Genomic DNA, 26,227 nt, shown 5'->3' with positions numbered 1-26,227 from the left:
GGCGGCCGCCGGCGCCGGTCGGGCGCCGAGCTGCTGGCTCCGCCGCCCGCGCTGTACCGGGGAGCGGTGTTCGGGGGTGTGGCAGGGCCCCTCACGTGGCTGTCTCCCGGATCGCGGGGCTGCCAGACTGGACGGCATGGCACGTGAGCAGCACAGCGGAGGCACAGCCGGCGGCAGCGAGCTGGGACGCTTCCTGCGCGCCCGCCGCGCCCGGGTGACCCCTGCCGACGTCGGCCTCCCGCAGGGCCCCGGACGGCGCCGCACGCCCGGGCTGCGCCGCGAGGAACTGGCCACGCTGGCCGGGGTGAGCATCGACTACTACACGCGGCTTGAGCGCGGCAAGGAGAACAACCCGAGCCCGTCCGTGGTCGACTCCCTCGCCGCCGCCCTCCGTCTGGAGGAGTCGGGGCACGAGCATCTGCGCGACCTCGCCGCACACGCCGCCCGCTCCACGCCCGCGCCGTCGGCCGTGCCCGGCCCCTCCGTGCATCCCGGCGTCGAACTGCTGCTGGAGGCCATGCGGCCCAACCCCGCGCACGTCGTCAGCCGCACCATGGAGGTGGTCGCGACCAACCCGGGCGGGCTGCGGCTGATGGCCGGGCTGGAGGACTGGCCCGTCAAGCAGCGCAACATCGTGCGGTACGTCTTCCTCCATCCGGCCGCCCGCGCGCTCTTCGACGACTGGGAGAACCAGATCCGCGGCTGCGTCGCCCGGCTGCGCACCCTGGCCGGCATCGAGCCCGGTGCGCCCGACCTCACCGGCCTGGTCGACGAACTCCTGCTCAAGAGCCCGGACTTCGCGCGGCTGTGGGAGGCGTACGACGTGCAGGGACACTCCTCCGGCCTGAAGACCTTCCACCACCCTCGGACCGGAGACGTCACCCTCGGCTATCAGTCCATGCAACTCGAAGGCACCCCGGGTCACCGGCTGGTCGCCTACTACGCCGCACCCGGTACCCCGGAGTACGACGCGATGCTGCTGCTCGATGCCGCCGTGCCCGAGGACGCCGGGAAGACCTCCGCGCACGGGCCGCCGGCCGGGAGTCCCGCCGCGGGCGGCCGGCGCGTAGGCTCCGTGCCGGGCCCGGTCGGCCCGCGGGAGGCCGCGACGGCACCCCGTACGAGGGTCTCGGGGGGCGGCTCCTCGTACGGGGTGGTCCGGGGCGGACGGTGCCGCGGTGGGTCAGACGAGCGTCGACGTGTCGATCACGAAGCGGTAGCGCACGTCGGAGGCCAGGACCCGCTCGTAGGCCTCGTTGATCTGGTCGGCCGGGATGACCTCGACCTCGGCGCCGATGCCGTGCCCGGCGCAGAAGTCGAGCATCTCCTGTGTCTCACGGATGCCGCCGATCAGCGAACCGGAGTACGTCCGGCCCTGCATGATCAGCGAGAACACGTTCAGTGACAGCGGCTCCGCCGGAGCGCCGACGCTGACCATCGCGCCGCCCACGGCCACCAGTGAGAGATACGCGTCCAGGTCGAGCTTCGCGCTCACCGTGTTGACGATGAGGTCGAAGGTGCCGGCGAGCTGTTCGAAGGTGGCCGGGTCGCTGGTGGCGAAGTAGTGGTCGGCGCCCAGTCGCACACCGTCGTCCACCTTCTTCAGCGACTGCGACAGGACGGTGACCTCGGCGCCCATCGCGTGCGCGAGCTTGACGGCCATGTGGCCGAGTCCGCCGAGGCCGATGACCGCGACCTTCTTGCCGGGGCCCGCGCCCCAGCGGCGCAGCGGCGCGTAGGTGGTGATGCCCGCGCACAGCAGCGGCGCGGCCTCGTCGAGGCCGATGCCCTCGGGGATGGCGACGACGAAGTCGTCGTTCACGACGACATGGGTGGAGTAGCCGCCCTGGGTGAGCGTGCCGTCGACGTCGATGGACCCGTAGGTGAGGGTGTTGCCCTTCTGGCAGTACTGCTCCTCGCCGCGCAGACAGGGCGCGCACGCGCGGCAGGAGTTGACCATGCAGCCGACGCCGACCCGGTCGCCGACGGCGTACCTGGTGACCTCGGAGCCGACCTCGGTGACGAGGCCGGCGATCTCGTGGCCGGGGACCATGGGATAGGCCGCCGGGCCCCATTCGCTGCGGGCGTTGTGGATGTCGGAGTGGCAGATGCCGCAGTACTTGATCTCGATGAGGACGTCGTGCGGGCCGACGTCACGGCGCTCGACGGTGGTCGGCGCGAGCGGTTCGGTCGCGGACGTGGCGGCGTACGCGTTGACGGTGAGCACGATTCTCCAGGGGGTGGTTCCGAACTGATGCTTCTCAGCAACCGGTGGGCTGCCGAAGTCCTGCTATGCGTCCGCCGCCGGCCGCGGCACCAGGCGCATCGTGGTCGAGCCCGCGACGGGGCTCGTGATGCGCGCGATGGTCCGCGCGGAGTAGCGGGCGTACTTGGTGCGGTAGGCGGCGTCGACCGCGTCGTTGATCTCGCCGTCGACGTCGACGAGGGTGACGTCCTGCTCGACGCCGTCGGCCTCGATGCGGGCCTCGTGGCGGGTGCGGGTGCCGCGGTACCAGTCGGAGCCGGGCCCGTTGACGGAGCGGACGTGGATGTAGTCGCCGACGCGGACGACCCAGATCGTCCGTGGGCCGCTCAGCGTGCCGTCGCCTCGCACGGACGCGAGGTCCAGCTCCTCGGCCGCTCCGATCCGGTCGAGCTCGTCGCTCGTCCATGCCGACGCGGCCTTCGATGGGGCGGTCATGGGTTCGTCTCCTTGATGCTCGACGACAGCAGGAGGGGATCTCCAACGAGCATCCAGCCTGCTCGCCGGGGCCGCATCCCGGCAGACCGCGCTGTTCCGGGGAGTGGTGTTCCGGGGTATGACAGGGCCCCTCACACGGCTCCCGCGCAGGGGGTACCGGAGTGTGTTCGGGCCCCTACTCCGGGCTGGGCTCGGGGCTGGGCTCAAGGCTGGGGCTCAGGGCTGGACGAGTACCATGAGTGCCTCGCGGGCGGCCATCGCGCGGTAACCGTCGGGGACGTCGTCCAGGCTCACCGTGCGGTCGAAGACCCGGCCCGGCTCGATCCTCCCCTCCAGGACGTCGGGGAGGAGTTCCTCGATGTAGGCGCGGGCCGGAGCCACCCCACCCGTGAGGGTGATGTTGTTCATGAACTCCGGGACGGCCAGCGGCACCTGCTCGTACAGCGGGGCACCGACCCGGCTCACCGTGCCACCGGCGCGCACCACACCCAGCGACATCTCCAGCGCCGGCAGGGTGCCGACGCACTCCAGCACGGCGTGTGTGCCGTCGCCGCCGGTCAGCTCCCGGACCCGCTCGATGCCCTCGTCGCCGCGCTCGGAGACGACGTCGGTCGCGCCGAAGTCGAGGCCGAGGTCGGTACGGTCCGTGTGCCGTCCCATCAGAATGATCCTCCCCCAGTCTCGGCTTCGCTCGACCGGGGGCACCCCCATGGCGCCGAGCCGCCGGGCGGACAGCACGGCCGACAGGCCGACCGCGCCGTCACCGACCACGGTCACGGTCGTACGGGCGTCGACACCCGCCGTCACGGCGGAGTGGTGGCCGGTGCAGAGCACGTCCGACAGGGTGAGCAGCGAGGGCAGCAGCGCGGAGTCCTCGTCCACGGGCAGCTTCACCAGCGTGCCCCGGGCCTGCGGCACCCGCACCGCCTCGCCCTGACCGCCGTCCACCCCGTCCGCGGCCCAGAACCCACCGTGCCGGCACGAGGTGTGCAGACCCTCGCGGCAGAAATCGCAGGTGTTGTCCGACCACACGAACGGCGCGACCACCAGGTCACCGGCCTTCAGCGTGGACACGTCCGAGCCGACCTCCTCCACCACGGCGAGGAACTCGTGGCCGATGCGGTCACCGTGCTCGGTGAGCGGCCGCGACCCGTACGGCCACAGGTCGCTTCCGCAGATGCACGAACGATCGATTCGTCCTGCGGTTGCTGACAAGGCACGGACAGCGCCGGGTTCGATCCGGAATGGCAGGGAATTCAGACGGCTGCCCACTGCTGCTGAAGAGAGTTTTCGGTCACCCGGAAATTATCGGCCCCGCTATCGGGGCTCGCACTCTCACGCGTTTCTGTGGTGCCGGCCGCCCGGGCCGCGCGGTGGGTCAGACCTTCCAGGAGCGCAGCTGGTCGGCGACGGCGAGGACGCCGACGCGGGTGTCGCGGATCTTGCGCACGAGGTCGGACAGGGCTCCGTAGGGCGGGTCGATGCCCTCGCCGGACTGGCCCATGTACTGGGCGGCGACGAACGCGGCGAAGAGGCTGTTGCGGTGCGGGAGCGGCTCCAGGCGCACGATGGTGTGCATCAGTGCCGCCGCGCGCCAGGCGGCGTCCGGGTCGGACTCGGCGAGCGTCGGCAGCTTGGTCCGGTGCCGGGCGACGGCCGCCACGAGCGCGGAGTAGTCCGAGACGGACATGTCCTCGCGGGCGAGTGCGGACTCCTGGACATCGAGCAGCCAGGCGACGTCGATGGTGAGGTGCATCAGGCGGCCGCGGATCCGTCCTGGCGCTCGGCGGGCGGCACCTCGTCGGGGAAGGCGTCGTCGAACTCGTCGCGCAGCCGGTCGGCCCAGGTGGTGGCCCCGACGACGAACTGCTTGCGCTGCATCTCGCGGACGCCGAGGTCGTGCAGATACTGCTTGAGGCTCTTGCCGTCGGCCGCGGCGGCCGCGCGCACGCCCTCGAGTTCCTCTTCGGTGAAGGTCACGTTCAGCGATGGCATACACCGATGGTACCTGGTTGGTACCACCACCGGGAGGCCCGAGGACCGGCCGCTCGCGCCGACCCCGTCGTGACGCTGGATCCCGCCGACTCGGCGGTCCCGCCACGCGTGGGCGGAACACAGCCGCGATGCCGCCGATCTAAGCTCGACGGCATGGCCAAGTACTTCGACGTGCACCCGGAGAACCCGCAGCAGCGCACCATCAGCCAGGTGGCCGAGATCATCCGTGACGGTGGTCTGGTCGCCTACCCGACCGACTCCTGCTTCGCCCTCGGATGCCAGCTGGGGAACCGGGACGGACTCGACCGGATCCGCTCGATCCGCCGGCTCGACGACCGGCACCACTTCACCCTGATGTGCCAGGACTTCGCGCAGCTGGCCCAGTTCGTACGCCTCGACAACGCGGTGTTCCGCGCGATCAAGGCCTCGACGCCGGGCAGTTACACCTTCGTCCTCCCGGCGACGAAGGAGGCACCACGCAGGCTGCTGCATCCGAAGAAGAAGACCGTCGGCGTACGGATCCCCGACCATGTCGTCGCCCAGGCGCTCCTCGCCGAACTCGGCGAACCCCTGCTGTCGAGCACCCTGCTCCTCCCCGACCAGGAAAAGCCCCTGACCCAGGGCTGGGAGATCAAGGAGGAACTCGATCACGCGGTGGAGGCGGTCCTCGACTCCGGCGACTGCGGCGTCGAGCCGACCACCGTCATCGACTTCTCGCAAGGGGAGGCCGAGATCGTACGGCGGGGAGCGGGCGACCCGTCCCGGTTCGAGTAGCCCACCTCCGCCGCCGGGCCACGCCGGTCGAGGGCCCGCACGGTTCGGTTCACGACCCGTGCCGTTCAGCGGGCCCTTCAGGAGGTCCCGCCCTCAGGCGTGGCGCTCCTGGCCAGCGAGGTCGTCAGTCCTGGTAGACCTCGTTGATGCCCAGGCCGCCCGGGAGGCCGACCGGCCGGTCAGCCGGGACGGAGTCGGCCGCTGAGCACCGGGTTGGTGACGAGGTCCGCGTGGGGAAGGCCGATGCCGAGGTGTTCGGCGAGGCGGAAGAAGAGGCCGCGTGTCCCCAGCGGGCCGGGATCGTCGGCGTCGAAGTCGGCTCCCAGCGCCTGGAGTGCGGCGTCGAAACGGTACGGGTCGTGGCCGATGCGGTGCTCCGGAGCCAGCCCCAGCAACGTGCTTGACGCCCGTCACGCGCCGACCGTCCTCGGCGTAGCCGAACTCCACCCGGGGCCCGGCGGCGTGCAGCACCAGGGCCGCCGTGCCCACGGAGATCCGGCAGACGAGATGTTCGTCCTCCACGCATCGCCGACTGGCGTGTTCCCAGGCCCACGCCCACCGGCCGTACCGTCCCGCGCTGACCACATACGCATGTCCGTCGTGGAGAACGTCTCCGAAGTCGTCGAGGAAATCATCCTGGTCACGCACGGCGAGTGAGGCGGGGTCGGCGCCCATCCGCTCCAGGAGTCCCCGCGCCGGAACATCACGCGCGAACGTGAGACTCAGCAGCGGCAGATCCCTTCCGTACATCCATTCCAGCCCCGTCATCCGCTTCCCTCCGCCGCCACTGGCGAATCCCTTCCCCAGAAGCAAGGTAGCCGCCGCGTGACGCCACCTGCGGGTAAATCCAAGAGCCGTTCACCGGCGTCCCCAGCATGGACACTGAGATCGGTACGAAAGACTTCGGGGGGAGAAAGCCATGGCCGAAGGGTTACCTGACGTGGGGGCGCGGACTCGGCGGGTCTGGGAGGTCGCGGTCCCGGTCGGGCTGGGGGTGGTGCTGACCGTGCTGGACTCGCTGGGTGTGATGAGCTCCGACTACGCGGCAGCCGGTGTTCTCGGGGTGCTGGGGATCATCGGTTACAGCCAGATCGAACGAGACCGGCGATCCGCCGCCCAGATCACCGCGGTGGAATCGCAGCTCTCGGCGATACAACAAGCCTTCGACGGCGTCAGTGAACTGCAGTTCTACCATCATCACGAACTCTTCTACCGGGCACTCGCCCACCAGGTGAGTCAGGCCAAGGAAGAGGTTCTGGTCAGCTATTTCCGCCGTTACGGTCCGGACGAGTTGAACAGTCCGGTCGTCCACGACTACTTCGCCACCTGCGAGGAGTGGGTCCTGGCCGCTCCCACCCACCAGTTGCGCCGTGTGGTCACCTCGGAGGACACGCCTGCTCTGGCGTCGTGGAAGGAGGCCCAGCGCCGGCTGGCAAACGATCACCGAGCCAGATACATGGTGCGGATCGTGGACGTCCGGGGTGATGTCCTGAGTGTCTCGATCATCGACAAGGAGCGGATCTTCGTCACCGCCGGAACCGACCCCTATGTCGTCAGTGGGTTCAGTCTGCGCAGCCCCAGGCTGGGCGAGTACCTCCGGAAGTACCACCAGTCGCTGTGGGACAGGGGGCACGACATCACACTGCCGCCCCGTTGAGCGTCCCGGCCGTCACCGGGATCCGTCCTCGCCCGGCGGGCCGGTGGGCGCGGTCCCGTCCGGTGCGGGGCCGCTGACCTTCCAGATCCGGGTGGCGACCTGGAGGTTGAACCGGCTGTCGACGTCGTCGAGCCGGCGCCCGCCGACCTCCCGGATGCGCTGCAACCGGTAGCGGAGCGTGCTGCGGTGGACGGCGAGGGCCCGGGCCGTCTCGTCGTAGTTGCCGCCGTGGTCGAAGTACTGGGTGAGGGTGTGCACCAGGTCGGTGCCGTGGGCGTCGTCGTAGTCGAGGAGCGCGCCGAGCCACTCGCGGAGGAACACGGTGACGTCCCGCGCGCCGTTGTCCCTGGCCAGGATGCGGTAGAGGCCCAGTTCCGCGTAGGCGGTGGTGCCGTCCGGCGGGTGCGACCGGCGGCGTACGGCCAGCGCGCGGACGGCCTGGTCGAAGGAGTGCGGAATGTCCGCCGCCGCCTCGCACCGGCTGCCGATGCCCACCACGCCGTGCCGGGAGCCCAGTTCGTCGGCGAGGGCCTCGTACAGACCCGCGTCGCGCGGCTCGCCCCGGACGACGAGCACCGCCATCTCCGCGCGTCGGGTCAGCAGTGCCCGCAGCCCCCGTCCCTGTGCGGCACGGCCGACCGCTTCGAGGAAGCGGTCGTCGGCGGGCGTTCCCTGCCACTGGGCGACCGCGACATGGTGCGGTCCGTGCAGGTCGTGGCCGACGGCCTCGGCCCTGGCATAGGCGCCGCCGTCGTCGGTGCCGCTGAGCAGATCGTCCACCAGGTCCCGGCGCAGGCGCAGTTCGGCCTCGGCCAGACTGCGGCGATGGGCCAGTTCCAGGGACAGGGCCGTGCACGCGTGTCCGAGGGCGAACACCTCGGCCTCGCCCGCCGTGCCGCCGGGGTCGATGAGCTCGATGGTGCCGAGGGCCTCGCCGTGGTGGCAGGCCAGTCCGATGAGGCGTCCCTCGTGACGGACCGGCGCCAGCGCGCGCATCGCGTCCCGCACGAGTTGCTCGCGCAGCAGCGGATCGGGCTTCGTGCCGGCCTCGGGCGGGACCGGCCCGGCCCGGGCGAGGAGGTTCCCGAAACGGTCCTCGACGCAGGTGGCGAGTCCGGTCAGCTCGTACACGGCGGCGGCGATGCCGTTCGCCCCCTCCTCGGTGACATGGGTCCGTGCGAGGACGTCGTGCACGGTGCGCTGTCCCTCCAGCTCCGCCACCAGCGCGGTGAGCCGTTCGTTGACCGCGTCCCGCTCCTCGATCGCCCGGAACAGCTGTCGGGCGTACTCGCGGTCGCGGCGGCGGGCCTCGGCGTTGTAGAGGGCGGCGCCGGTCGGCCGGGCGAGGGCGGAGACGAGGAAGCGGTCCTCGTCAGGAAGTGGTCTGCGGGCGCTGACGAGCAGGTAGCCGAGCAGCCCGCCGGAGCTGCGCAGGCCCGCCGCCCAGCCCCAGCCGCCCTCCCGGAAGCGGACGGTACCGTCCTCCCCTTCGAGCGCGGCCAGCTGTTCCACCGCCTCGGGCAGCTCGAACCGTGCCCGGCCGCCGAGGGACTCCGCACTCGGTGTGGCCGTGAGCTCGAAACGGTCGTTTCTCAGCATGTAGCAGCCCTCGGGCCGGCAGTCGACGAGGCGTGGTACCTGGTCCATGGCCAGCTGGAGGATCTCGTCCACCGGACGGCCGTCGAGCATGGCCATGGCCAGCACGAACACGTCGTACAGGCTCGCCAGCTGCTTGCGTCCCCAGCCGCCCGGGCCGGTGACCGGCGCCTGGTTGCCGGGGTCGCGGGGCGCGATGCTCTGGTGCGCCGCGCCGGACGCGTCGTCGGCCGTGCCAGGCATGGCGTAATACTATCTTTCGCTCAGTTTTATCGCTTCTGGTGCCGACGGTCCACGTACGACCGGGGCGCGGTCCCCTGCACTCCCAGGTGGAGGCGAGGGCCCGAATTTCGCCCCGCCGGGGGCAGGCGCCGGCTGTGGTCCCGTACCACCCTGGCAGGGACGGAACCCACGACCCGTGTCCGCCGACGGACGCCCGCGGACACGCGACGTCACCTGAAGACAACCGCCGCAGGACAACCGCCGCCACCGGACCACGGGCGGACGCCGGGGGTGGCAGGCGAAGGAGTTCCTCATGAGCAAGGCAGTCGGAATCGATCTGGGCACCACCAACTCGGTGATCGCCGTGTGGGAGGGCGGTGAACCGACCGTCGTACCGAACGCCGAGGGCTCGCGCACGACACCCTCCATCGTCGCCTTCACCGAAGGGGGCGAACGGCTGGTGGGACAGCTCGCCAGGCGCCAGGCGATCCTCAACCCCAAGGGCACCATCTACTCGGCCAAGCGGTTCGTCGGCCGGCACTACGACGAGATATCCGACGAGGCCAAGGCGGTGGCGTACGACGTCTTCGAGGGCGAGGGCGGGGTCGCGCGCTTCAAGGTGCGCGACAAGCTGTACGCGCCGGAGGAGATCAGCGCCCTCGTGCTGCGCAAGCTGGCCGACGACGCGGGCAAGCAGCTGGGCGAGAAGGTCACCGAGGCCGTCATCACCGTGCCCGCGTACTTCAACGACGCCCAGCGCCAGGCGACCAAGGACGCGGGGCGTATCGCGGGCCTCGAAGTGCTGCGGATCATCAACGAGCCGACGGCGGCGGCACTGGCGTACGGCATGGACAAGAAGCAGCACGAGACGGTGCTCGTCTTCGACCTCGGCGGCGGCACCTTCGACGTGAGCATCCTGGACGTCGGCGACGGGGTCGTGGAAGTGCGCTCGACCGCGGGTGACAGCCACCTGGGCGGCGACGACTTCGACCGGCGGCTCGTCGACCTGCTCGCCGACACCTTCCAGCAGGAGAACGGCATCGACCTGCGCAAGGACCCGCAGGCCCTGCAACGGCTGTTCGAAGCGGCGGAGAAGGCCAAGACCGAGCTCAGCTCGGTGACACAGACGCAGGTCAGCCTGCCGTTCATCACCGCCGACGCCGCCGGTCCCAAGCACCTCACCGAGACCGTGATGCGGTCCAAGTTCGACCAGATCACCGCTGATCTCGTCGAGCGGACCATGGAGCCGGTCAAGCAGGCGATGTCCGACGCCAAGGTCAGCGAGAGCGACATCGACGAGGTCATCCTCGTGGGCGGCTCGACCCGTATTCCGGCCGTGCAGAACCTGGTCCGCCGACTGACCGGCGGCAAGGACCCGAACATGAGCGTGAACCCCGACGAGGTCGTGGCGCTGGGCGCGGCGATCCAGGCGGGTGTGCTCAAGGGCGAGGTCAAGGACGTCCTGCTGCTCGATGTGACACCGCTCTCGCTGGGCGTGGAGACCCGCGGCGGCGTGATGACGAAGATCATCGACCGGAACACCACGATCCCCGTCCGGCGCTCGGAGACCTTCTCCACGGCGGAGGACCACCAGGAGGCCGTCGACGTCGTCGTCCTGCAGGGCGAGCGCGAGATGGCCGCCGACAACCGGGTCCTGGGCCGGTTCCAACTGAAGGACATCCGCCCGGCACCGCGCGGTGAGCCGCAGGTCGAGGTCACCTTCGACATCGACGCCAACGGCATCCTCAACGTCACCGCACGCGACAAGGACACCGGCAAGGAACAGACCATCACCATCAGCGAGGGTTCCAACCTCGACCAGAGCGAGGTCGAGCGGATGGTCCAGGAGGCCGAGCAGCACCGCGGCGAGGACCAGGCGCTGCGCGACGCCGTGGACGCCCGCAACGAACTCGACGCGGTCGCCTACCAGGTCGAGCGCCGGCTGAACGAGCTGGGCGACACGGTGCCCTCGCACGAGCGGGCCCGCGCCGACATGCTCGTCGCGGACGCGCGGGAGGCGGTCCAGCAGCAGGCGCCGCCGGACAAGGCCAGGCCGCTGACCTCCGAGCTGCAGCAGGTGCTGGCGTCACTCGCCCAGCATCAGGCGGGCGCGGCCGAACAGCCCCGGGCCGGAGCCGGGACGGAGGACACCGCAGGCGTCTCGGCGGGAGCCGGCGACGACGTGATCGACGCGGAATTCGACAAGAGCTGAGGAGCGGCCATGGCCACCGACCAGGAGCCTATGACGCCTCCGGAACAGCCGGGCGGGACGCCGTCGCCCACGCCGCGGCCGGGCGTGGAGCCGCCCGCCTCGGAGCAGGCGGACGTGCCCTCCTCGCAGCAGGTGGGCGCGGTCCCCTCGTCCTCGCGGCGGCCGGAGTCGGACGAGCACGCCACCGCCCTCGACGAACTGCGCGACCGCTGGCGCCGCGCGCTCGCCGACCTGGAGAACCTCCGCAAGCGTCACGCGAAGGAGCTCGAACGCGTGCGTGTCGAGGAGCGCGCCCGTACCGCGGGGGTCTGGCTGCCCGTCCTCGACAACCTGGAGCGGGCGCTGGCCCACGCCGAATCCGACCCCTCCGCCGTACTGAAGGGCATCGAAGCCGTGCGCGACCAGGCCGTCGAGGTGCTGCGCGGCCTCGGCTATCCCCGCTACGAGGAGACCGGAGTGCCCTTCGACCCGACCCGGCACGAGGTCGTCGGGGTCATCGACGCCCCGCACGCCGAGCCGAACACCGTGGCGCAGGTCGTGAGCCCGGGCTACGGAGCGGACGGGAAGCAGTTGCGCCCCGCGTTCGTCGTGGTCAGCAAGCGGCAGGAGTGACGCCCCATGGCACGCGACTACTACGACGTGCTCGGGGTGCCGCGTACCGCGAGCGCGGAGGAGATCCAGCAGGCCTTCCGCACGCTGGCGCGCAAACACCACCCCGACATCAACAAGGACCCGGGAGCCGAGGAGCGTTTCAAGGAGATCAACGACGCGTACAGCGTGCTGTCCGACCCCGGGACCCGGCAGCGCTACGACCGCTTCGGTGCGAACTTCCGGCAGATCCCGGAGGACTACGACGAGCGGGTGGCCACGGCCGCGGGTGCCCGCGGCGGCTGGAGCGCGGGCGTCGGAGGGGCGGGTGCAGGGGGCGGCGGAGGCGGATCCCGGGTGCGCTTCCGTACCGCCGACGGCGTCGACTTCGACAGCTCCGGCGTCGACTTCGAGGACCTGTTCGGCGGGATGTTCGGACGCGGCGGCGGGGGCTGGGGTCCGGTGCCCGGCGCCGACCAGGAGGCCGAGATCGTGCTCAGCGTCGAGGAGGCGTACCGGGGCGGCAAGCGCGGCATCACCCTGGGCGGCCCGAACGGGCAGCGCACCTACGACGTCACCGTCCCGCGCGGTGTGGTGGACGGCCAGCGCATCCGGCTGGCCGGCGAAGGCGGCCGGGGCACCGGCGACGCCCCGGCGGGCGACCTCTATCTGCGGGTGCGGATCAGGCCCGACGCACGGTTCCGGCTGGAGGGCCGGGACATCCACGTCGTCCTGCCGGTGGCGCCGTGGGAGGCGGCACTCGGCGCGACCGTGCCGGTGCCCACCCCCGGCGGCTCGGCCAAGGTCACCGTTCCCGCGGGCTCCTCCGGCGGGCGCCGGCTGCGGCTGCGCGGCGAGGGCATGCCCAACCCGCGCGGCACGGACGGCGACCTGTACGCGGAGGTCCGTGTCATGGTGCCGCCCGAGCCGACCGCCCGTGAGCGTGAGCTCTTCGAGGAACTGGCCGCGGCGTCCACCTTCGACCCGAGGAGGCCCCGATGACCACCGCCCCCCGTCCCGGCGGCGCGCGCCGCCGCACCGCCACCCCGGTCCCCCGGCCGGCGCTGAGCATCGTGGTCCGCGCCGCCCCGCTCGGGCCGCCCCATCGGCTCGGTCTCGACGCCGTCGCCCGCCGCTCCGGTCTCCATCCGGATCTCGTACGACGGTTCGTCACCCTCGGCCTCGTCGACGCCACCCGGGACGCCACCGGGCGGCTGTGGTTCGAGCCGTCCGCTCCCGCCACCCTCGCCCGCATCCAACGTCTACGGGCCGCGCTCCCCCTCAACTACGCCTCCATGGGTCTGGTGCTCGATCTGCTCGACCGGATCAGTGAGTTGGAGGACGCGCTGAGGCGCAGCAACGCAGGCTCCAGGAGTGATGAATCGTGGATATGAACCGGCTCACGCAGAAGTCCCAGGAAGCGCTGCAGGAGGCCCAGACCATCGCCCGCCGGCTGAACCAGACCGAGGTCGACGGCGAGCATCTGCTGCTCGCGCTCCTCGAACAGCCGGACGGCCTGATACCGCGGCTGATCGACCGGTCGGGCGCCGACACCCGGGCCCTGCGCACCGCGCTGACCGCCGAGCTGGGCCGCAGGCCGAAGGTGACGGGCCCCGGCGCCACCCCCGGACAGGTGTACGTCACCCAGCGGCTGGCCACGGTACTGGACTCCGCCGAGCAGGAGGCCAAGCGGCTCAAGGACGAGTACGTATCCGTGGAGCACCTCGTCCTGGCACTCGCCGACGAGGGGTCCCGGACCGCCGCCGGGCGGCTGCTGAAGGAGCACGGCGTCACCAAGGACGGGTTCCTGTCGGCGCTGACCCGCATCCGCGGCAACCAGCGCGTCACCTCGGCGACGCCCGAGGCCTCGTACGAGGCACTGGAGAAGTACGGCCGCGATCTGGTCGCCGAGGCGCGCGGCGGCAGGATGGACCCGGTGATCGGCCGGGACGCGGAGATCCGCCGGGTCATCCAGATCCTGAGCCGCAAGACGAAGAACAACCCCGTGCTGATCGGTGACCCGGGCGTCGGGAAGACGGCGATCGTGGAAGGGCTCGCCCAGCGCATCGTCCGGGGCGACGTGCCCGACGGGCTGCGCGACCGGACGATCTTCTCGCTCGACATGAGTTCGCTGGTGGCGGGCGCCAAGTACCGCGGCGAGTTCGAGGAGCGGCTGCAGGCCGTGCTGAGCGAGGTCAAGGGGGGCGAGGGGCGCATCCTGCTGTTCGTCGACGAGCTGCACACGGTCGTCGGCGCGGGCGGCGGTGCCGAGGGCGCGATGGACGCCGGGAACATGCTCAAGCCGATGCTGGCCCGCGGCGAACTGCACATGATCGGCGCGACGACCATGGAGGAGTACCGCAAGTACGTCGAGTCCGACGCGGCCCTCGAACGCCGCTTCCAGCAGGTACTGGTGGACGAGCCGAGTGTCGAGGACACCGTCTCCATCCTGCGCGGGCTGCGGGAACGCCTTGAGGTGTTCCACGGCGTGAAGATCCAGGACACCGCGCTGGTCGCCGCGGCGACCCTCAGCCACCGCTACATCGCCGACCGCTTCCTGCCGGACAAGGCGATCGACCTGGTCGACGAGGCGTGCGCGCGGCTGCGCACCGAGATCGACTCCATGCCGGCCGAACTCGACGGGATCACCCGCCGGGTCACCCGGATGGAGATCGAGGAGGCGGCGCTCGCCAAGGAGACCGACGCCGCCAGCGCCAAGCGCCTCGACGAACTGCGTCGCGAACTGGCCGACCTGCGCGCCGAGGCGGACGCCATGCACGCCCAGTGGGAGGCCGAACGCCAGGCCATCCGCCGGGTGCAGGAGTTGCGCCAGGAACTGGAGCGGGTGCGGCAGGAGGCCGAGGAGGCGGAACGCAGCTACGACCTCAACCGGGCCGCCGAGCTGCGCTACGGCACACTCACCGAGCTCGAACGGCGCCTCGCGGCCGAGGAGGAGCGGCTGGACTCCAAGCAGGGCGAGAACCGGCTGCTGCGCGAGGTCGTGACCGAGGACGAGATCGCGGAGATCGTCGCGGCCTGGACCGGCATCCCCGTCACCCGTCTCCAGGAGGGCGAGCGCGAGAAGCTGCTGCGACTGGACGAGATCCTCGCCGAGCGCGTGATCGGCCAGGACGAGGCGGTCAAGCTGGTCACCGACGCGATCATCCGGGCCCGCTCCGGGATCCGGGACCCGCGCCGGCCGATCGGCTCGTTCATCTTCCTCGGCCCCACCGGCGTGGGAAAGACGGAGCTGGCCAAAGCACTCGCCGCGGCGCTGTTCGACTCCGAGGAGAACATGGTCCGCCTGGACATGAGCGAGTACCAGGAACGGCACACCGTCAGCAGGCTGGTGGGAGCGCCTCCCGGATACGTCGGCTACGAGGAGGGCGGCCAGCTCACCGAGGCGGTGCGCCGCAAGCCCTACTCCGTGGTCCTGTTCGACGAGATCGAGAAGGCCCACCCCGACGTCTTCAACACCCTGCTGCAGGTCCTCGACGACGGCCGTATCACCGACTCCCAGGGCCGCACCGTCGACTTCCGCAACACCGTGGTGATCATGACCTCCAACATCGGTTCGGCCCATCTGCTGGACGGGGTGACCGTCGACGGCGAGGTCAAGCCCGACGCGCGGGCGCTGGTGATGAGCGAGCTGCAGAGCCACTTCCGGCCCGAGTTCCTCAACCGCGTGGACGACGTCGTACTGTTCAAGCCGCTGGGCATGACCCAGATCGAACGCATCGTGGACCTGCAGTTCGACGACCTGCGCCGACGTCTGGCCGAGCGGCAGATCGCCGTCGAACTCACCGAACCCGCCCGTGAACTCATCGCCCAGCAGGGCTTCGACCCCGTGTACGGGGCACGGCCGCTGCGCCGGTACATCTCGCACGAGGTCGAGACGATGATCGGCCGGGCGCTGATCCGTGGTGATGTGCCGGACGGTTCGACGATCCGGGTCCACGCGCAGAACGGCGAACTGCTCGTGACCTACGGCGAACCGGCCGCGCCGCCGGTACCGAAAGCCGCGTGAGCGCGGTGTCCGCACATACCAGTACGAGTACGGGTACGGGTACCAGTGCGAGTGCCAGCCGGAGCGGGACGATCGCCTGCGACCGGTGCGGCCGCAGGAACCGGGTGCCGACGGCGGCCGAGGGCACGCCGCGCTGCGGGAACTGCGGGTCCCCGCTGGCGTGGATCACCGACGCGGGTGACGCGGACTTCGCGGAGGTCGCCGAGCGGGCGAAGCCGTACGTCCTCGTCGACCTGTGGGCCACCTGGTGCGGGCCCTGCCGGACGGTCGGCCCGGCGCTGGAGCGGGTCGCCCACCAACTCGCCGGGAAGGTCAAGCTGGTCAAGGTCGACATCGACCAGAACCCGCGGCTCGCCCAGCGGTTCCAGGTGCAGGCGGTGCCGACGCTGCTGCTGCTCCACAAGGGAGAGACGATCTCCCGCCGGACGGGCGCGGCGGCCGCGCCGGCGCTGACACGGTGGGTGGAGGAGAGCCTGGCCGCCCGCCGGTGAACCCACGACGGCGGCACGTACGAGGACGGTCGTCGTGCCGAAGCGGTCAACGCCAGTCGGGAGCGCCCGGGGCGGTCAGCACCAATCGGGAGCGCCCGGGGCGGTCAGCACCAATCGGGAGCGCCCGGGGCGGTCAGCACCAGTCGGGAGCGCCCGGGGCGGGCGACACCAGCGTTTCGATCTTCATCCGCATCTCCCGCATGACGGCGACGACGCGGGCCTCGTGGTCCTCGGTGAGCCTGGCCACCGGAACCGAGCAGCTGATGGCGTCGACGGCCGGTGTGTCGTACCGCAGGGCGAAGCCGAAACCCGCGATGCCGGGCACCGTCTCCTCCCGGTCGACGGAGTGGCCGCGCTCGCGGACCTCCGCGAGGTCGGCGAGGAGGGCGGCGCGGTCGGTGTGGGTGTTCGCCGTGAGGGCGGTCAACGGCTCGGCGGGGAGCAGGAGTTCGCTGTCGGGCCGCTCGGCGAGCAGTGCCTTGCCGAGGGCGCCGGCATGGGCCGGGACCCGCCGGCCGACCCGGTCGAGGGTACGCACGTACTCGTGGGACTCGCGGGTCGCGAGGTAGACGACGTCCGGGCCGTCCAGGCGTGCCAGGTGGATCGTCTCGCCAAGCGCGTCCGAGGCCTCGTCGAGGTAGGGGCGGACCACCCGTACGTGCTGGTCGCCGTCGAGATAGCCGGTCCCTGTGAGCAGGGCGCGGATCCCGATGCCGTAGAGGGAACCGGTGGTGTCGGAACGCACCCAGCCGCAGTCGACGAGGGTCTGCAGCAGCTGGTACATGCTGCTGCGCGGCACCCCGAGCTCCGCCGCGAGTTCGTCCAGGCGGGCCGGCCGGTCGCCCCGCCCGGCGAGCAGCTCCAGCAGCGCGACCGTGCGGGCCGCCGACTTCACTCCTCGGACACCACTGCTCTCCGGCATGGGCCCCATCGTAAATCCGCCGTGCCGCACCCATTGACCTCACACGTTCACGAACCTAACCTCCATCTGCATACATAGATACTATCTGTATATAGGGACGAGATTCATGACACGGTTCAGTGCGACGGCCGCGGACGTGGCCCGGCGGCTGCGGGAGGGCATGGCGGACGGGGTGCTGTCCTTCCCGCTCACGAGCTTCCGGGAGGACGGCGGTCTCGATCCGGAGTCCTACCGGGCGTACCTGACCGCCCAGTTGGCCACCGCACCGGGCGCGGTGTTCCCCGCCTGCGGCACCGGAGAGTTCTTCTCGCTGGACGAGGACGAGTACCGCGCGGTGGTCACGGCCACGGTGGAGATCGCCGACGGGCGGCTGCCGGTGGTCGCGGGCATCGGCTACGGCTGGGCGCAGGCGCTGCGCTTCGCCCGGATCGCGCAGGAGGCCGGCGCGGACGCCGCGCTGGTCCTGCCCCACTACCTGGTCGCCGCCCCGCAGGACGGTCTGGTGGAGCAGTTGCGCCGGATCGCCGCCGGTACCTCACTGCCGCTGATCGCCTACCAGCGCGGTCAGGTCGCCTTCACCGCCGACAGCCTGCGGCGGATCGCGGACATCCCCGGGGTCATCGGCCTCAAGGACGGGCACAGCGACCTCGACCGGCTCCAGCGCCTCACCCTCGCGGCGCCCGACGGCTTCCTCTTCTTCAACGGCGCCTCCACCGCCGAGATCCAGGCCCGTGCCTACGCCACCGTGGGCGTGTCCGCCTACTCGTCGGCGGTGCACGCCTTCGCGCCCGACATCGCGGACGCCTTCTTCGCCGCCCTGCGGAACGGCGACGACGCCGCGGTGACCAAGCTCCTCCGCGACTTCTACGTCCCGCTCGTCGAACTGCGCGACCGGGTACCCGGCTACGCCGTCTCGCTGGTCAAGGCCGCCGCCCGGCTGCGCGGTCTGCCGGTCGGCCCGGTCCGCGCCCCGCTCACCGACCCGGGCCCGGACGACCTCACCTCGCTGGCGAAGGTCCTCGACGACGGCCTGAGCCTGGTCGGAGCCGCACGCCTCTCGGCCTGACGAGCGACGCACGACGGACCACCGCCCCCTTCACCCCCGTACCCGAGGATTTTGAGCAGCATGAACAAGAGCCAGCCGACCGTCACCGCGTTCGCCGTCTACCCGGTCGCCGGCCGGGACTCCATGGAGCTGAACCTCTCCGGCGCGCACGGCCCCTACTTCACCCGCAACGTGGTCGTCCTGACGGACTCCGAGGGCCGTACCGGTCTCGGCGAGGTTCCGGGCGGCGAGAAGATCACCCGGACACTGCGGGATGCCGAGTCCCTGGTCGTCGGGGCGCGGGTGGGTGACTACAAGCGCGTCCTGCGCGAGATCGGGGGCCGCTTCGCCGACCGCGACGCCGGTGGCCGCGGCACCCAGACCTTCGACCTGCGCACCACCGTGCACGCCGTCACCGCCGTCGAGTCGGCGCTGCTCGACCTGCTGGGGCAGCATCTCGACGTACCCGTCGCGGCGCTCCTCGGCGACGGGCAGCAGCGCGACTCCGTACGGGTCCTCGGCTATCTGTTCTACGTCGGTGACCCCGACCGCACGGATCTGGAGTACGTCCGCGAACCCGAGGCGGCCGTGGACTGGTACCGGATCCGGCACGAGGAGGCGCTGTCGCCGGAGACGATCGTCCGGCAGGCCGAGGCCGCCTACGACCTGTACGGATTCCGGGACTTCAAGCTCAAGGGCGGTGTCCTCGCGGGCGCGGAGGAGGTCAAGGCCGTACGGGCGCTCAAGAACCGCTTTCCCGAGGCGCGGATCACCCTCGACCCGAACGGCGCGTGGTCGCTGCGCGAGGCCGTCGAGCTGTGTGCGCCGCTGGTCGGCACCCTCGCCTACGCGGAGGACCCCTGCGGAGCCGAGGACGGCTACTCCGGGCGGGAGATCCTGGCCGAGTTCCGCCGCGCCACGGGCCTGGCGACGGCGACCAACATGATCGCCACCGACTGGCGGCAGCTCACCCACGCGCTGGCCCTGCAATCGGTGTCGATCCCGCTGGCCGACCCGCACTTCTGGACCCTGCAGGGCTCGGTACGGGTGGCCCAGCTGTGCAACGCGATGGGGCTGACCTGGGGGTGTCACTCGAACAACCACTTCGACATCTCGCTGGCGATGGTGACGCACTGCGGGGCGGCGGCGCCGGGCGAGTACAACGCGCTGGACACGCACTGGATCTGGCAGGAGGGGCTGGAGCGGCTCACCGTCGAGCCGCCGCGCATCGTCGACGGGGAGATCGCCGTCCCCGACGCGCCCGGGCTGGGGGTCCGGCTCGACGAGGACCGGCTCCTCGCGGCTCACGAGCTCTACCGGGAGAAGGCGCTCGGGGCGCGTGACGACGCCGTCGGGATGCGCTACCTCGTCCCCGGCTGGGAGTTCGACGGCAAGCGCCCGTGTCTGGTGCGGTAGCCGCCTTTTGCCGCATGCGGGACCGACTGTTGCCCATTCACCCTTTCGGGGGAGGTCTCCGGCCTGACAGACTCCGGAGGGTGCGCGACTTCGACATGCTTGTCATCGGATCCGGCCCGGGTGGCCAGAAGGCCGCCATCGCCGCGGCCAAACTCGGCCGCCGGGTCGCCGTCCTCGACCGCCCCGACATGGTCGGTGGGGTCTCCATCCACACCGGGACCATCCCCTCCAAGACCCTGCGCGAGGCGGTCCTCTATCTCACCGGCCTCACCCAGCGCGACATGTACGGACAGAGCTATCGGCTCAAGGAGGACATCACCGTCGCCGACCTGACCGCGCGCACCCAGCACGTGGTCAGCCGCGAGGTCGATGTCATCCGCAGCCAGCTGTCCCGCAACCAGGTGTCCCTCTTCGCCGGCACCGGCCGCTTCGTGGACGACCACACCGTCGCCCTCGTCGAAGCGAACGGCAACGAAAAGCTGTTGACCGCCGAGCACATCGTGATCGCCACCGGGACCCGGCCGGCGCGGCCCGCGAGCGTCGCGTTCGACGGCCGGACGATCATGGACTCGGACAACGTTCTCAACCTGGAGCGGGTGCCGCGCTCCATGGTGATCGTCGGGGCCGGTGTGATCGGCATGGAGTACGCCTCCATGTTCGCCGCCCTCGGCAGCAAGATCACGGTGGTCGAGAAGCGGGCCGCGATGCTGGACTTCTGCGACGTCGAGGTGATCGAGTCGCTCAAGTACCACCTGCGGGATCTGGCCGTCACCTTCCGTTTCGGGGAGACGGTCGCCGCGGTCGAGCGTCACCCGCGGGGCACCCTCACCACCCTGGAGAGCGGCAAGAAGATCCCCGCGGACGCCGTGATGTACTCCGCGGGACGGCAGGGCCTCACCGCCGAACTCGACCTGGCCAAAGCCGGGTTGTCCGCCGACCCGCGCGGCCGTATCAAGGTCGACGAGAACTACCGTACCGAGGTGCCGCACATCTACGCGGTCGGCGACGTCATCGGTTTCCCGGCGCTGGCCGCGACCTCGATGGAGCAGGGCCGTACGGCGGCGTACCACGCCTTCGGCGAGCCGGTGCACCCGATGCACGACCTCCAGCCGATCGGCATCTACACCATCCCGGAGATCAGCTTCATCGGGCGGACCGAGGACCAACTCACCGAGGAGTGCGTGCCCTTCGAGGTCGGCATCTCCCGCTACCGCGAGCTGGCCCGGGGCCAGATCATCGGCGATTCGCACGGCATGCTCAAGCTCCTGGTCTCCCCGGACGACCGCAAACTGCTCGGCGTGCACTGCTTCGGCACCGGGGCCACCGAGCTGATCCACATCGGCCAGTCCGTGATGGGCTGCGGCGGCACGGTCGACTATCTGGTCGACGCGGTCTTCAACTACCCGACGCTCGCCGAGTCCTACAAGGTCGCCGCCCTGGACGCGACCAACAAGATCCGCCAGATAGACCGCCTCCAGAACTGACCGCCCGGCCACCCGCTGAACACGGGGAACCGTCCGAGTCGGTCAGGTCGGCGGAGCCCCGCACGCTCCGGCGCCGCCGGCAGTCGCAGCCGACAGAAGCCCGGCCCGGGTGCCCTGCAAAGGGGCCCGGGCCCCGGCCCGACGCCGATGCCACTCCCTCGCGCCGATCGCCTCGACCGGCCAACTGACGGCATCCAAGGGCCCAGGCCCCGTTCATGCCCCGCGGGGTACGAGGCTCCCGTCAGGGGCGTCGCGGGCGGTGCGGGCGGCGGAGACCGGGCGATGGGTTGTTACTTCCCGGCAACCCATCATTGGATCCAAATATTTATGGTGTGGATCCCCGAGCCGGGTTCCCGATGCCCGCCCTCTCCCACCCAGGAGCGCAAGGCCATGCCCGCCAGTATCGCCGTATCCCCGCTGCCCCGAAAGATCACGCCGTCACATCCCCACCCCCGTCCCCGATCTCGTCCCCGATCTCGCCAGGACCGTTCATGACACGGCGCGGGGTGCGGCGGATCGTGCCGCTCCTGCTCGGCTGGGAGGAACTCCCCAAGTCGGTGTCGGTGCACGGCGCACCCTACGAGGAACGCCTGCGCGAACCGGTGCCGGCGGTGCTCCTGGAGTGCGACGGCGGCTGGCTGCTGCTCGACACCGGTTTCAACACGGCGCTGATCCGGGACCCCGCGCTGCGCCGCCGCTTCTACAACTCCCCCGCCTACCGTCCCATCCTGCCCGGCCCCGGCGAGCCGTTGGAGGAAGCCCTCGACTCCGCCGGTGTCGCCATGGACGCGATCCACGCGGTGGCCGTCAGCCATCTGCACACCGACCACGCGGGCGGGCTGAAGCACTTCGCGGGCCGGGTGCCGGTGCATGTGCAACACGCCGAGCTGGCCTACGGCCTCTCGGGGCAGCCCGAGGTGGAGCGCAACGCGATCTTCCGGGTCGACTTCGACGATCCCCGCATCGACTGGCGCCAGGCCGACGGTGACGTGGAGATCGCTCCCGGCGTGACAGCCGTGCTGACCGCCGGGCACACCCCGGGACACCAGAGCTTCGTGGTGGACCTCGCGGACGGCGGAGGCTTCGTGTTCGCCTTCGACGCCGCCGACCTCACCGAGAACATCGAGCACGAGCGTGCCATCGGCGCCTCCGTGGGGGTGCATCCGGCGCGGACGGTGGAACCCATCCGTCGACTCAAGACAATCGCCGCCGAACGCGGCTACGAACTCATTCCCGGTCATGACCCCGTGGTCTGGCCGGAGTTGATGCGCCGCCGGAACATCTGACCCCGGCGCCCCCCGGTTCGGTTCACGCGCCTTTAACTCCTGGGACACAAGGAGGAATCCGTGACCACTGAACATGTTTTTGGATCCAATCTCGAACGTTTTAGATCCATTCTCTGAGGATCGGTGCCCAAGGAGGCCCACATGCCGGACCTGTCACCTGGATCGCCCTCGGCCGGCCCCGCGGCGTCGGAGGTGTCGCGCCGCACCATGCTCCGCGGCGCGGGGCTCCTCGGCGTGGGGGTCGGGTTCGGGCTCCCTGCCCTGCTGAGCGCCTGCGGTGCCGCGGCCGACGACGCCGGGGGAAGCGGCAAGGGCGGCACCCTGACGCTCGCCATCGACGCCACCAGTGCCGTCAACGACCCGACGTTCTACACCTCGCTGGGCGACTGGATGGCCGTCGACTGCATCTGCCGCGGTCTGACCTTCATCTCCTTCGAGACCAACGAGCCCACCCCCGACCTGGCCAAGAGCTGGACCATCTCCGGCGACCAGCTGACCTACACCTTCACCCTGCGCGAGGGCGTCAAGTTCCACGACGGCACCACGCTGACCTCCGCCGACGTCCTGGCCAGCCTGGGCAGGCAGTTCGACGAGAACGACAAGACCCTGCCCAAGGGCGCCACCCGACCGCTGTCCGACCTCGGCGCGAACGTCGCCTCACTGACCGCCCCCGACGACCTGACCGTCAAGATGGTCCTCAAGAAGCCGGACCGGACGGCACTCGGCCAGCTGTCCGACATCGGCGGCCGCATCATCTCCAAGGCCGCGCTGAAGAAGTACGGCGCCGACATCGGCAAGCACCTCGTCGGCACCGGCCCCTTCGCCTTCTCCGCCGCCACCTCCGGCCAGTCCATCACCCTCAAGGCCTTCGACGACTTCCGGCTGGGCAGACCGCCCGTCGACCGGCTGGTGCTGCGCCAGGTGCAGGATCCGTCGACCATCGTCAGTTCCCTGCTCAGCGGCGACATCTCGGCCACCCAGTTCACCCCGTACTCCGCCGCCGCACAGCTGCGCAAGGACGACTCGGTGACCGTCTACAAGACGCCGTACAACGCCAACGCCATCCTGATGATCGACGCCCGGCGCGTCCCCGACCTCAAGGTCCGCAAGGCCATCAACCTCGCCATCGACCGCAAGGCCATCCTCAGCCAGGCGTTCTACGGCGTCGGCGCTCTGCCCGAGGGATACGCCATCCCGCCCGCGCAGAGCGGCTACGACACCGGCCTCGCCGACCTGAGCACCCAGGACACCGCCCAGGCCAAGAAGCTCATCGCCGAGGCCGGTGCCGGAGGCCGCCGTATCCGGCTCATGGCGGCCAGCGACTCCTGGCACCCGAAGGCCGCGCAGATCGTCGCCCAGAACCTCACCGACGTCGGGTTCAAGGTGTCCACCACCTCCGTCGACCCGGCCACCTACTTCACCCGTCTGCTCGACGGCAAGGACGACTACCACGACCTGATGATCTGGGAGCGCAACACCTACGTCCCCGACGCCAACGACATGGTCGGCGCCATGGCCAGCCCCACCGGGCTGTACGGCGCGACGATCACCGGCATGGACACCCTCGACGGCGCCGCCTCGCTCGCGGCGGACCTGGAGACGGCCAAGAACCTCCCCAACGGCAAGCAGCGCACGGCCGCCTACACCAGGATCCAGCGGCGCTGGGCGGAGGACTACATGGTGCTCTCGATGCTGGCCTGCTTCGCCAACCTCGTGGTGAGCGGCTCACACGTGAAGCACATGAACACCAGCGCGCTGGCCAACCACCGCTGTTACATGGAGAAGGCCAGTGTCTGAGACGACGGCCACGGCGGGCGTCGCGGCCACCGGCAGCCCGCCTGCCGCGGCCGTCCGCCCGCCCACTCCCCCGTCCCCCTCGGCCGGGCGGGCCGTTCTCGCCGCACTGCGCCGTCGCCGGGTGGCGCGGTCCTGGCCGGCCGTGCTCTCCTGGCTGGTCCTGGTCGCCCTGATCCTCGTGGCGGCCGTCGGCCCGCTCCTGGTCCAGGCCGACCCGCTGCGGCAGACCCCGTCGGCGCTGCTGCCCCTGGGCTCCGCGGGCCATCCGCTCGGCACGGACGACCTGGGCCGCGACGAGCTGGCCCGGCTGGTGCACGGCGCCCGCCCACTGCTGCTCGTGTCGTTCGCGGCGACCACGCTGGCCGCCGTCGTCGGCACCGGGATCGGGCTCGTCGCGGGGTACGTCGGCGGTGTCGTCGAACAGATCCTGATGCGCCTGGTGGATCTCGCCCTCGCGTTCCCGTCCATCCTGCTCGTCATCCTGCTGGTGGCGGTGGCCGGGCCGGGCACGCTCAGCCTGGTCTTCGGCATCGGCGTCTCCCTCGCCCCCGGTCTGGCCCGGCTGGCCCGCGCGCTGACGGCACGCGAGGCGGCCCGCGACTACGTCGTGGCCTGCCGGCTCGGCGGCACCCGCACCCCGCGCATCCTCGCGCGGGAACTGCTGCCGAACATCGCAGGACCGATGCTCGCCCAGGTCGTCATGACGCTCTCGGTCGCAGCCGGCTTCGCGGCCGGCCTGTCCTATCTCGGCCTGGGGATCCAGCCGCCGCAGCCCGACTGGGGATACATGGTCCAGGCGGGACAGGAGTTCCTCTACTCCGCACCGCGGCTGGTCATTCTGCCCGCGACGCTCACGCTGTTGTTCGTCGTGGCCTGCAACTTCGTGGGCGACGACCTGCGCGACGCGCTCGACGTCCGGGGACCGGCATGAACGCGTCCACCGGGGCCGCCCCGGCCCTCCGCCTCCACCGGCCCAAGTGGGCCACGAGCACCGCCCTGTTGGTCGTACGGCGCCTGGCGATCATCCCCGTCGTGCTGTTCGCGCTGGCCAGCCTGGTGTTCCTCGCGATGCGCCTGCTGCCCGGCTCACCTGCGACCTCGCTCGCGGCGGGCGGCAACAGCCTGTCCGCGGCCGAGGTGTCCGCGAACGAGGAGCGCGTCAACAGGGCACTCGGGCTGGACCGGCCGCTGCTCGCCCAGTACGGCACCTTCCTCAACGATCTGGTGCATCTGCGCCTGGGCACCTCGTTCTACGGGTCCAACAGCGTCCTGGGGCTCCTCGGCGACGCCCTCCCGGCCACGATCGAGCTGACCCTCGCGGCGATGACCGTCGCGATCCTGCTCGGTGTCGTCAGCGGCGTCGTCGCCGCACTGCGCAAGGGCGGCTGGATCGACACCTCGATCCGGACCATGGCCACGGTGAGTTTCTCGCTGCCCTGGTTCGCGCTCGGTGTGCTCGGCATCGTCGTCTTCGGTGTGTGGCTGCGCTGGCTGCCGGTCCTGGGCCGTCTGCCCAGCACGCTCGACTACCACCCGACGACCAACTTCGTCCTGCTCGACGCGATCCTCCAGAACCGACCCGAGCTGGTGTGGCCCTGGATCGAGCACCTGATCCTGCCCGCCGTCACGCTGGCGCTGTCGATGGCCGGGTTCATCACCCGCATCGTGCGCGCCTCCGTGCTTGAAGTGCTCGACGACGACTTCGTCAGGACGGCCCGGATGAAGGGACTGAGCGAGGGCGTGGTGATCCGTCACCACGTACTGCGCAACTCCTGGCTGCCGATCGTCACCGTCCTCGGGCTCCAGTTCGGGTCCCTGCTGGGCGGTTCGGTGATCACCGAGACGGTCTTCTCGTACGCGGGTGTCGGCCGGCTGCTGGTGCAGGGCGTCCTCCAGCGCGACTACCCCGTCGTCCAGGGCGCCGCCCTCGCCATCGCCCTGCTGTTCACCCTGGTCAATCACGCGGTGGACCTGCTCTACACGGTCCTCGACCCGCGTATACGGAAAGGATGAC

23 protein-coding genes and 1 pseudogene are annotated in these 26,227 nt (G+C 70.8%); 16 read left to right on the top strand and 8 right to left on the bottom strand.

Going from position 1 to position 26,227, the window contains the following annotated elements:
• Window positions 1–136 precede the first annotated feature (136 nt).
• Window positions 137–1,012, top strand: a pseudogene (locus RV986_RS50785) (helix-turn-helix transcriptional regulator); the annotation flags it as partial.
• A gap of 171 nt (window positions 1,013–1,183) precedes the next feature.
• On the opposite strand, the gene RV986_RS50780 reads toward RV986_RS50785, so the two are convergent.
• The 5 genes from RV986_RS50780 to RV986_RS50760 form a co-directional block, all read right to left on the bottom strand.
• Entirely contained in the window at window positions 1,184–2,227 is a 1,044-nt protein-coding gene (locus tag RV986_RS50780) for an NAD(P)-dependent alcohol dehydrogenase (protein ID WP_475923895.1), read from the bottom strand.
• 63 nt (window positions 2,228–2,290) lie between these two features.
• Window positions 2,291–2,701, bottom strand: coding sequence for a DUF2255 family protein (locus RV986_RS50775; protein WP_475923894.1), 411 nt, complete (start codon window positions 2,699–2,701; stop codon window positions 2,291–2,293).
• 216 nt (window positions 2,702–2,917) lie between these two features.
• A complete protein-coding gene (locus RV986_RS50770) occupies window positions 2,918–3,916 on the bottom strand; it encodes a zinc-binding dehydrogenase (RefSeq protein ID WP_475923893.1) in 999 nt (332 codons plus the stop codon).
• Between the two features lie 163 nt (window positions 3,917–4,079).
• Window positions 4,080–4,457, bottom strand: a complete 378-nt coding sequence (locus tag RV986_RS50765) for a toxin Doc (protein ID WP_475923892.1) — start codon at window positions 4,455–4,457, stop codon at window positions 4,080–4,082.
• Window positions 4,457–4,696, bottom strand: coding sequence for a hypothetical protein (locus RV986_RS50760; RefSeq protein WP_475923891.1), 240 nt, complete (start codon window positions 4,694–4,696; stop codon window positions 4,457–4,459). Before RV986_RS50760 ends, RV986_RS50765 begins: the two co-directional genes overlap by 1 nt.
• Before the next feature lie 153 nt (window positions 4,697–4,849).
• On the opposite strand from RV986_RS50760, the gene RV986_RS50755 reads away from it, so the two are divergent.
• Window positions 4,850–5,470: an L-threonylcarbamoyladenylate synthase gene (locus RV986_RS50755; RefSeq protein ID WP_475923890.1), complete on the top strand. Its 621-nt coding sequence runs from the start codon at window positions 4,850–4,852 to the stop codon at window positions 5,468–5,470.
• Window positions 5,471–5,649: 179 nt separating this feature from the next.
• On the opposite strand, the gene RV986_RS50750 is transcribed toward RV986_RS50755, so the two are convergent.
• Window positions 5,650–5,865, bottom strand: coding sequence for a hypothetical protein (locus RV986_RS50750; RefSeq protein ID WP_475923889.1), 216 nt, complete (start codon window positions 5,863–5,865; stop codon window positions 5,650–5,652).
• 524 nt (window positions 5,866–6,389) lie between these two features.
• Between RV986_RS50750 and RV986_RS50745 the strand changes: the two genes are divergently transcribed.
• Window positions 6,390–7,127 (top strand): hypothetical protein, encoded by a 738-nt coding sequence (locus RV986_RS50745; protein WP_475923888.1) that lies wholly within the window; start codon window positions 6,390–6,392, stop codon window positions 7,125–7,127.
• A gap of 12 nt (window positions 7,128–7,139) precedes the next feature.
• Here the strand turns inward: RV986_RS50745 and RV986_RS50740 are convergent, their stop codons facing one another.
• Entirely contained in the window at window positions 7,140–8,966 is a 1,827-nt protein-coding gene (locus RV986_RS50740; RefSeq protein WP_475923887.1) for a PucR family transcriptional regulator, read from the bottom strand.
• A 292-nt stretch (window positions 8,967–9,258) separates the two neighbouring features.
• Between RV986_RS50740 and dnaK the strand changes: the two genes are divergently transcribed.
• From dnaK to trxA, 6 genes are all read left to right on the top strand, one after another.
• A complete protein-coding gene (gene dnaK, locus RV986_RS50735; protein WP_475923886.1) occupies window positions 9,259–11,157 on the top strand; it encodes a molecular chaperone DnaK in 1,899 nt (632 codons plus the stop codon).
• Between the two features lie 9 nt (window positions 11,158–11,166).
• Window positions 11,167–11,769 (top strand): nucleotide exchange factor GrpE, encoded by a 603-nt coding sequence (locus RV986_RS50730; protein WP_475923885.1) that lies wholly within the window; start codon window positions 11,167–11,169, stop codon window positions 11,767–11,769.
• 6 nt (window positions 11,770–11,775) lie between these two features.
• Complete coding sequence (locus RV986_RS50725) at window positions 11,776–12,747, top strand: DnaJ C-terminal domain-containing protein (RefSeq protein ID WP_475923884.1); 972 nt, start codon at window positions 11,776–11,778, stop codon at window positions 12,745–12,747.
• The gene (locus RV986_RS50720; RefSeq protein ID WP_475923883.1) at window positions 12,744–13,139 is read left to right on the top strand and encodes a chaperone modulator CbpM; all 396 of its coding nucleotides are present in this window, start codon (window positions 12,744–12,746) and stop codon (window positions 13,137–13,139) included. Before RV986_RS50725 ends, RV986_RS50720 begins: the two co-directional genes overlap by 4 nt.
• Window positions 13,130–15,772: an ATP-dependent chaperone ClpB gene (gene clpB, locus RV986_RS50715; protein ID WP_475923882.1), complete on the top strand. Its 2,643-nt coding sequence runs from the start codon at window positions 13,130–13,132 to the stop codon at window positions 15,770–15,772. The genes RV986_RS50720 and clpB overlap by 10 nt, the downstream gene beginning before the upstream one ends.
• Window positions 15,773–15,876: 104 nt before the next feature.
• Window positions 15,877–16,263, top strand: coding sequence for a thioredoxin (gene trxA / locus RV986_RS50710; RefSeq protein WP_475923881.1), 387 nt, complete (start codon window positions 15,877–15,879; stop codon window positions 16,261–16,263).
• Between the two features lie 133 nt (window positions 16,264–16,396).
• Here the strand turns inward: trxA and RV986_RS50705 are convergent, their stop codons facing one another.
• Window positions 16,397–17,185 carry an IclR family transcriptional regulator gene (locus RV986_RS50705; protein WP_475923880.1) on the bottom strand — a complete coding sequence of 263 codons (789 nt, stop codon included), beginning with the start codon at window positions 17,183–17,185 and terminating at the stop codon, window positions 16,397–16,399.
• Window positions 17,186–17,291: 106 nt separating this feature from the next.
• Between RV986_RS50705 and RV986_RS50700 the strand changes: the two genes are divergently transcribed.
• The 7 genes from RV986_RS50700 (at window position 17,292) to RV986_RS50670 (ending at window position 26,226) form a co-directional block, all read left to right on the top strand.
• Window positions 17,292–18,251, top strand: a complete 960-nt coding sequence (locus RV986_RS50700; RefSeq protein ID WP_475923879.1) for a 5-dehydro-4-deoxyglucarate dehydratase — start codon at window positions 17,292–17,294, stop codon at window positions 18,249–18,251.
• 60 nt (window positions 18,252–18,311) lie between these two features.
• Window positions 18,312–19,646: an enolase C-terminal domain-like protein gene (locus RV986_RS50695; protein WP_475923878.1), complete on the top strand. Its 1,335-nt coding sequence runs from the start codon at window positions 18,312–18,314 to the stop codon at window positions 19,644–19,646.
• Window positions 19,647–19,726: 80 nt separating this feature from the next.
• Window positions 19,727–21,130 carry a Si-specific NAD(P)(+) transhydrogenase gene (sthA, locus tag RV986_RS50690; RefSeq protein WP_475923877.1) on the top strand — a complete coding sequence of 468 codons (1,404 nt, stop codon included), beginning with the start codon at window positions 19,727–19,729 and terminating at the stop codon, window positions 21,128–21,130.
• 491 nt (window positions 21,131–21,621) lie between these two features.
• On the top strand, window positions 21,622–22,416 hold the full coding sequence (locus RV986_RS50685) for an N-acyl homoserine lactonase family protein (protein WP_475923876.1): 795 nt from the start codon (window positions 21,622–21,624) through the stop codon (window positions 22,414–22,416).
• Between the two features lie 141 nt (window positions 22,417–22,557).
• Entirely contained in the window at window positions 22,558–24,213 is a 1,656-nt protein-coding gene (locus RV986_RS50680; protein WP_475923875.1) for an ABC transporter substrate-binding protein, read from the top strand.
• Complete coding sequence (locus RV986_RS50675) at window positions 24,206–25,144, top strand: ABC transporter permease (protein ID WP_475923874.1); 939 nt, start codon at window positions 24,206–24,208, stop codon at window positions 25,142–25,144. The genes RV986_RS50680 and RV986_RS50675 overlap by 8 nt, the downstream gene beginning before the upstream one ends.
• The gene (locus RV986_RS50670) at window positions 25,141–26,226 is read left to right on the top strand and encodes an ABC transporter permease (protein WP_475923873.1); all 1,086 of its coding nucleotides are present in this window, start codon (window positions 25,141–25,143) and stop codon (window positions 26,224–26,226) included. Before RV986_RS50675 ends, RV986_RS50670 begins: the two co-directional genes overlap by 4 nt.
• Window position 26,227: the final 1 nt, after the last annotated feature.

The organism is Streptomyces sp. RLA012, assembly GCF_056270325.1.
Note: the sequence above shows the minus strand (reverse complement) of the source record. Positions and strands in the feature narration are given on the sequence as shown.

Coding starts and splice junctions, on each gene's coding strand:
- RV986_RS50700 (WP_475923879.1), top strand. CDS start 17,292: ATGACACGGTTCAGTGCGACGGCCGCGGACGTGGCCCGGCGGCTGCGG.
- RV986_RS50670 (WP_475923873.1), top strand. CDS start 25,141: ATGAACGCGTCCACCGGGGCCGCCCCGGCCCTCCGCCTCCACCGGCCC.
- RV986_RS50730 (WP_475923885.1), top strand. CDS start 11,167: ATGGCCACCGACCAGGAGCCTATGACGCCTCCGGAACAGCCGGGCGGG.
- RV986_RS50705 (WP_475923880.1), bottom strand. CDS start 17,185: ATGCCGGAGAGCAGTGGTGTCCGAGGAGTGAAGTCGGCGGCCCGCACG.
- RV986_RS50765 (WP_475923892.1), bottom strand. CDS start 4,457: ATGCACCTCACCATCGACGTCGCCTGGCTGCTCGATGTCCAGGAGTCC.
- RV986_RS50695 (WP_475923878.1), top strand. CDS start 18,312: ATGAACAAGAGCCAGCCGACCGTCACCGCGTTCGCCGTCTACCCGGTC.
- RV986_RS50760 (WP_475923891.1), bottom strand. CDS start 4,696: ATGCCATCGCTGAACGTGACCTTCACCGAAGAGGAACTCGAGGGCGTG.
- RV986_RS50740 (WP_475923887.1), bottom strand. CDS start 8,966: ATGCCTGGCACGGCCGACGACGCGTCCGGCGCGGCGCACCAGAGCATC.
- RV986_RS50745 (WP_475923888.1), top strand. CDS start 6,390: ATGGCCGAAGGGTTACCTGACGTGGGGGCGCGGACTCGGCGGGTCTGG.
- dnaK (WP_475923886.1), top strand. CDS start 9,259: ATGAGCAAGGCAGTCGGAATCGATCTGGGCACCACCAACTCGGTGATC.
- RV986_RS50725 (WP_475923884.1), top strand. CDS start 11,776: ATGGCACGCGACTACTACGACGTGCTCGGGGTGCCGCGTACCGCGAGC.
- RV986_RS50680 (WP_475923875.1), top strand. CDS start 22,558: ATGCCGGACCTGTCACCTGGATCGCCCTCGGCCGGCCCCGCGGCGTCG.
- RV986_RS50720 (WP_475923883.1), top strand. CDS start 12,744: ATGACCACCGCCCCCCGTCCCGGCGGCGCGCGCCGCCGCACCGCCACC.
- RV986_RS50755 (WP_475923890.1), top strand. CDS start 4,850: ATGGCCAAGTACTTCGACGTGCACCCGGAGAACCCGCAGCAGCGCACC.
- RV986_RS50775 (WP_475923894.1), bottom strand. CDS start 2,701: ATGACCGCCCCATCGAAGGCCGCGTCGGCATGGACGAGCGACGAGCTC.
- RV986_RS50685 (WP_475923876.1), top strand. CDS start 21,622: ATGACACGGCGCGGGGTGCGGCGGATCGTGCCGCTCCTGCTCGGCTGG.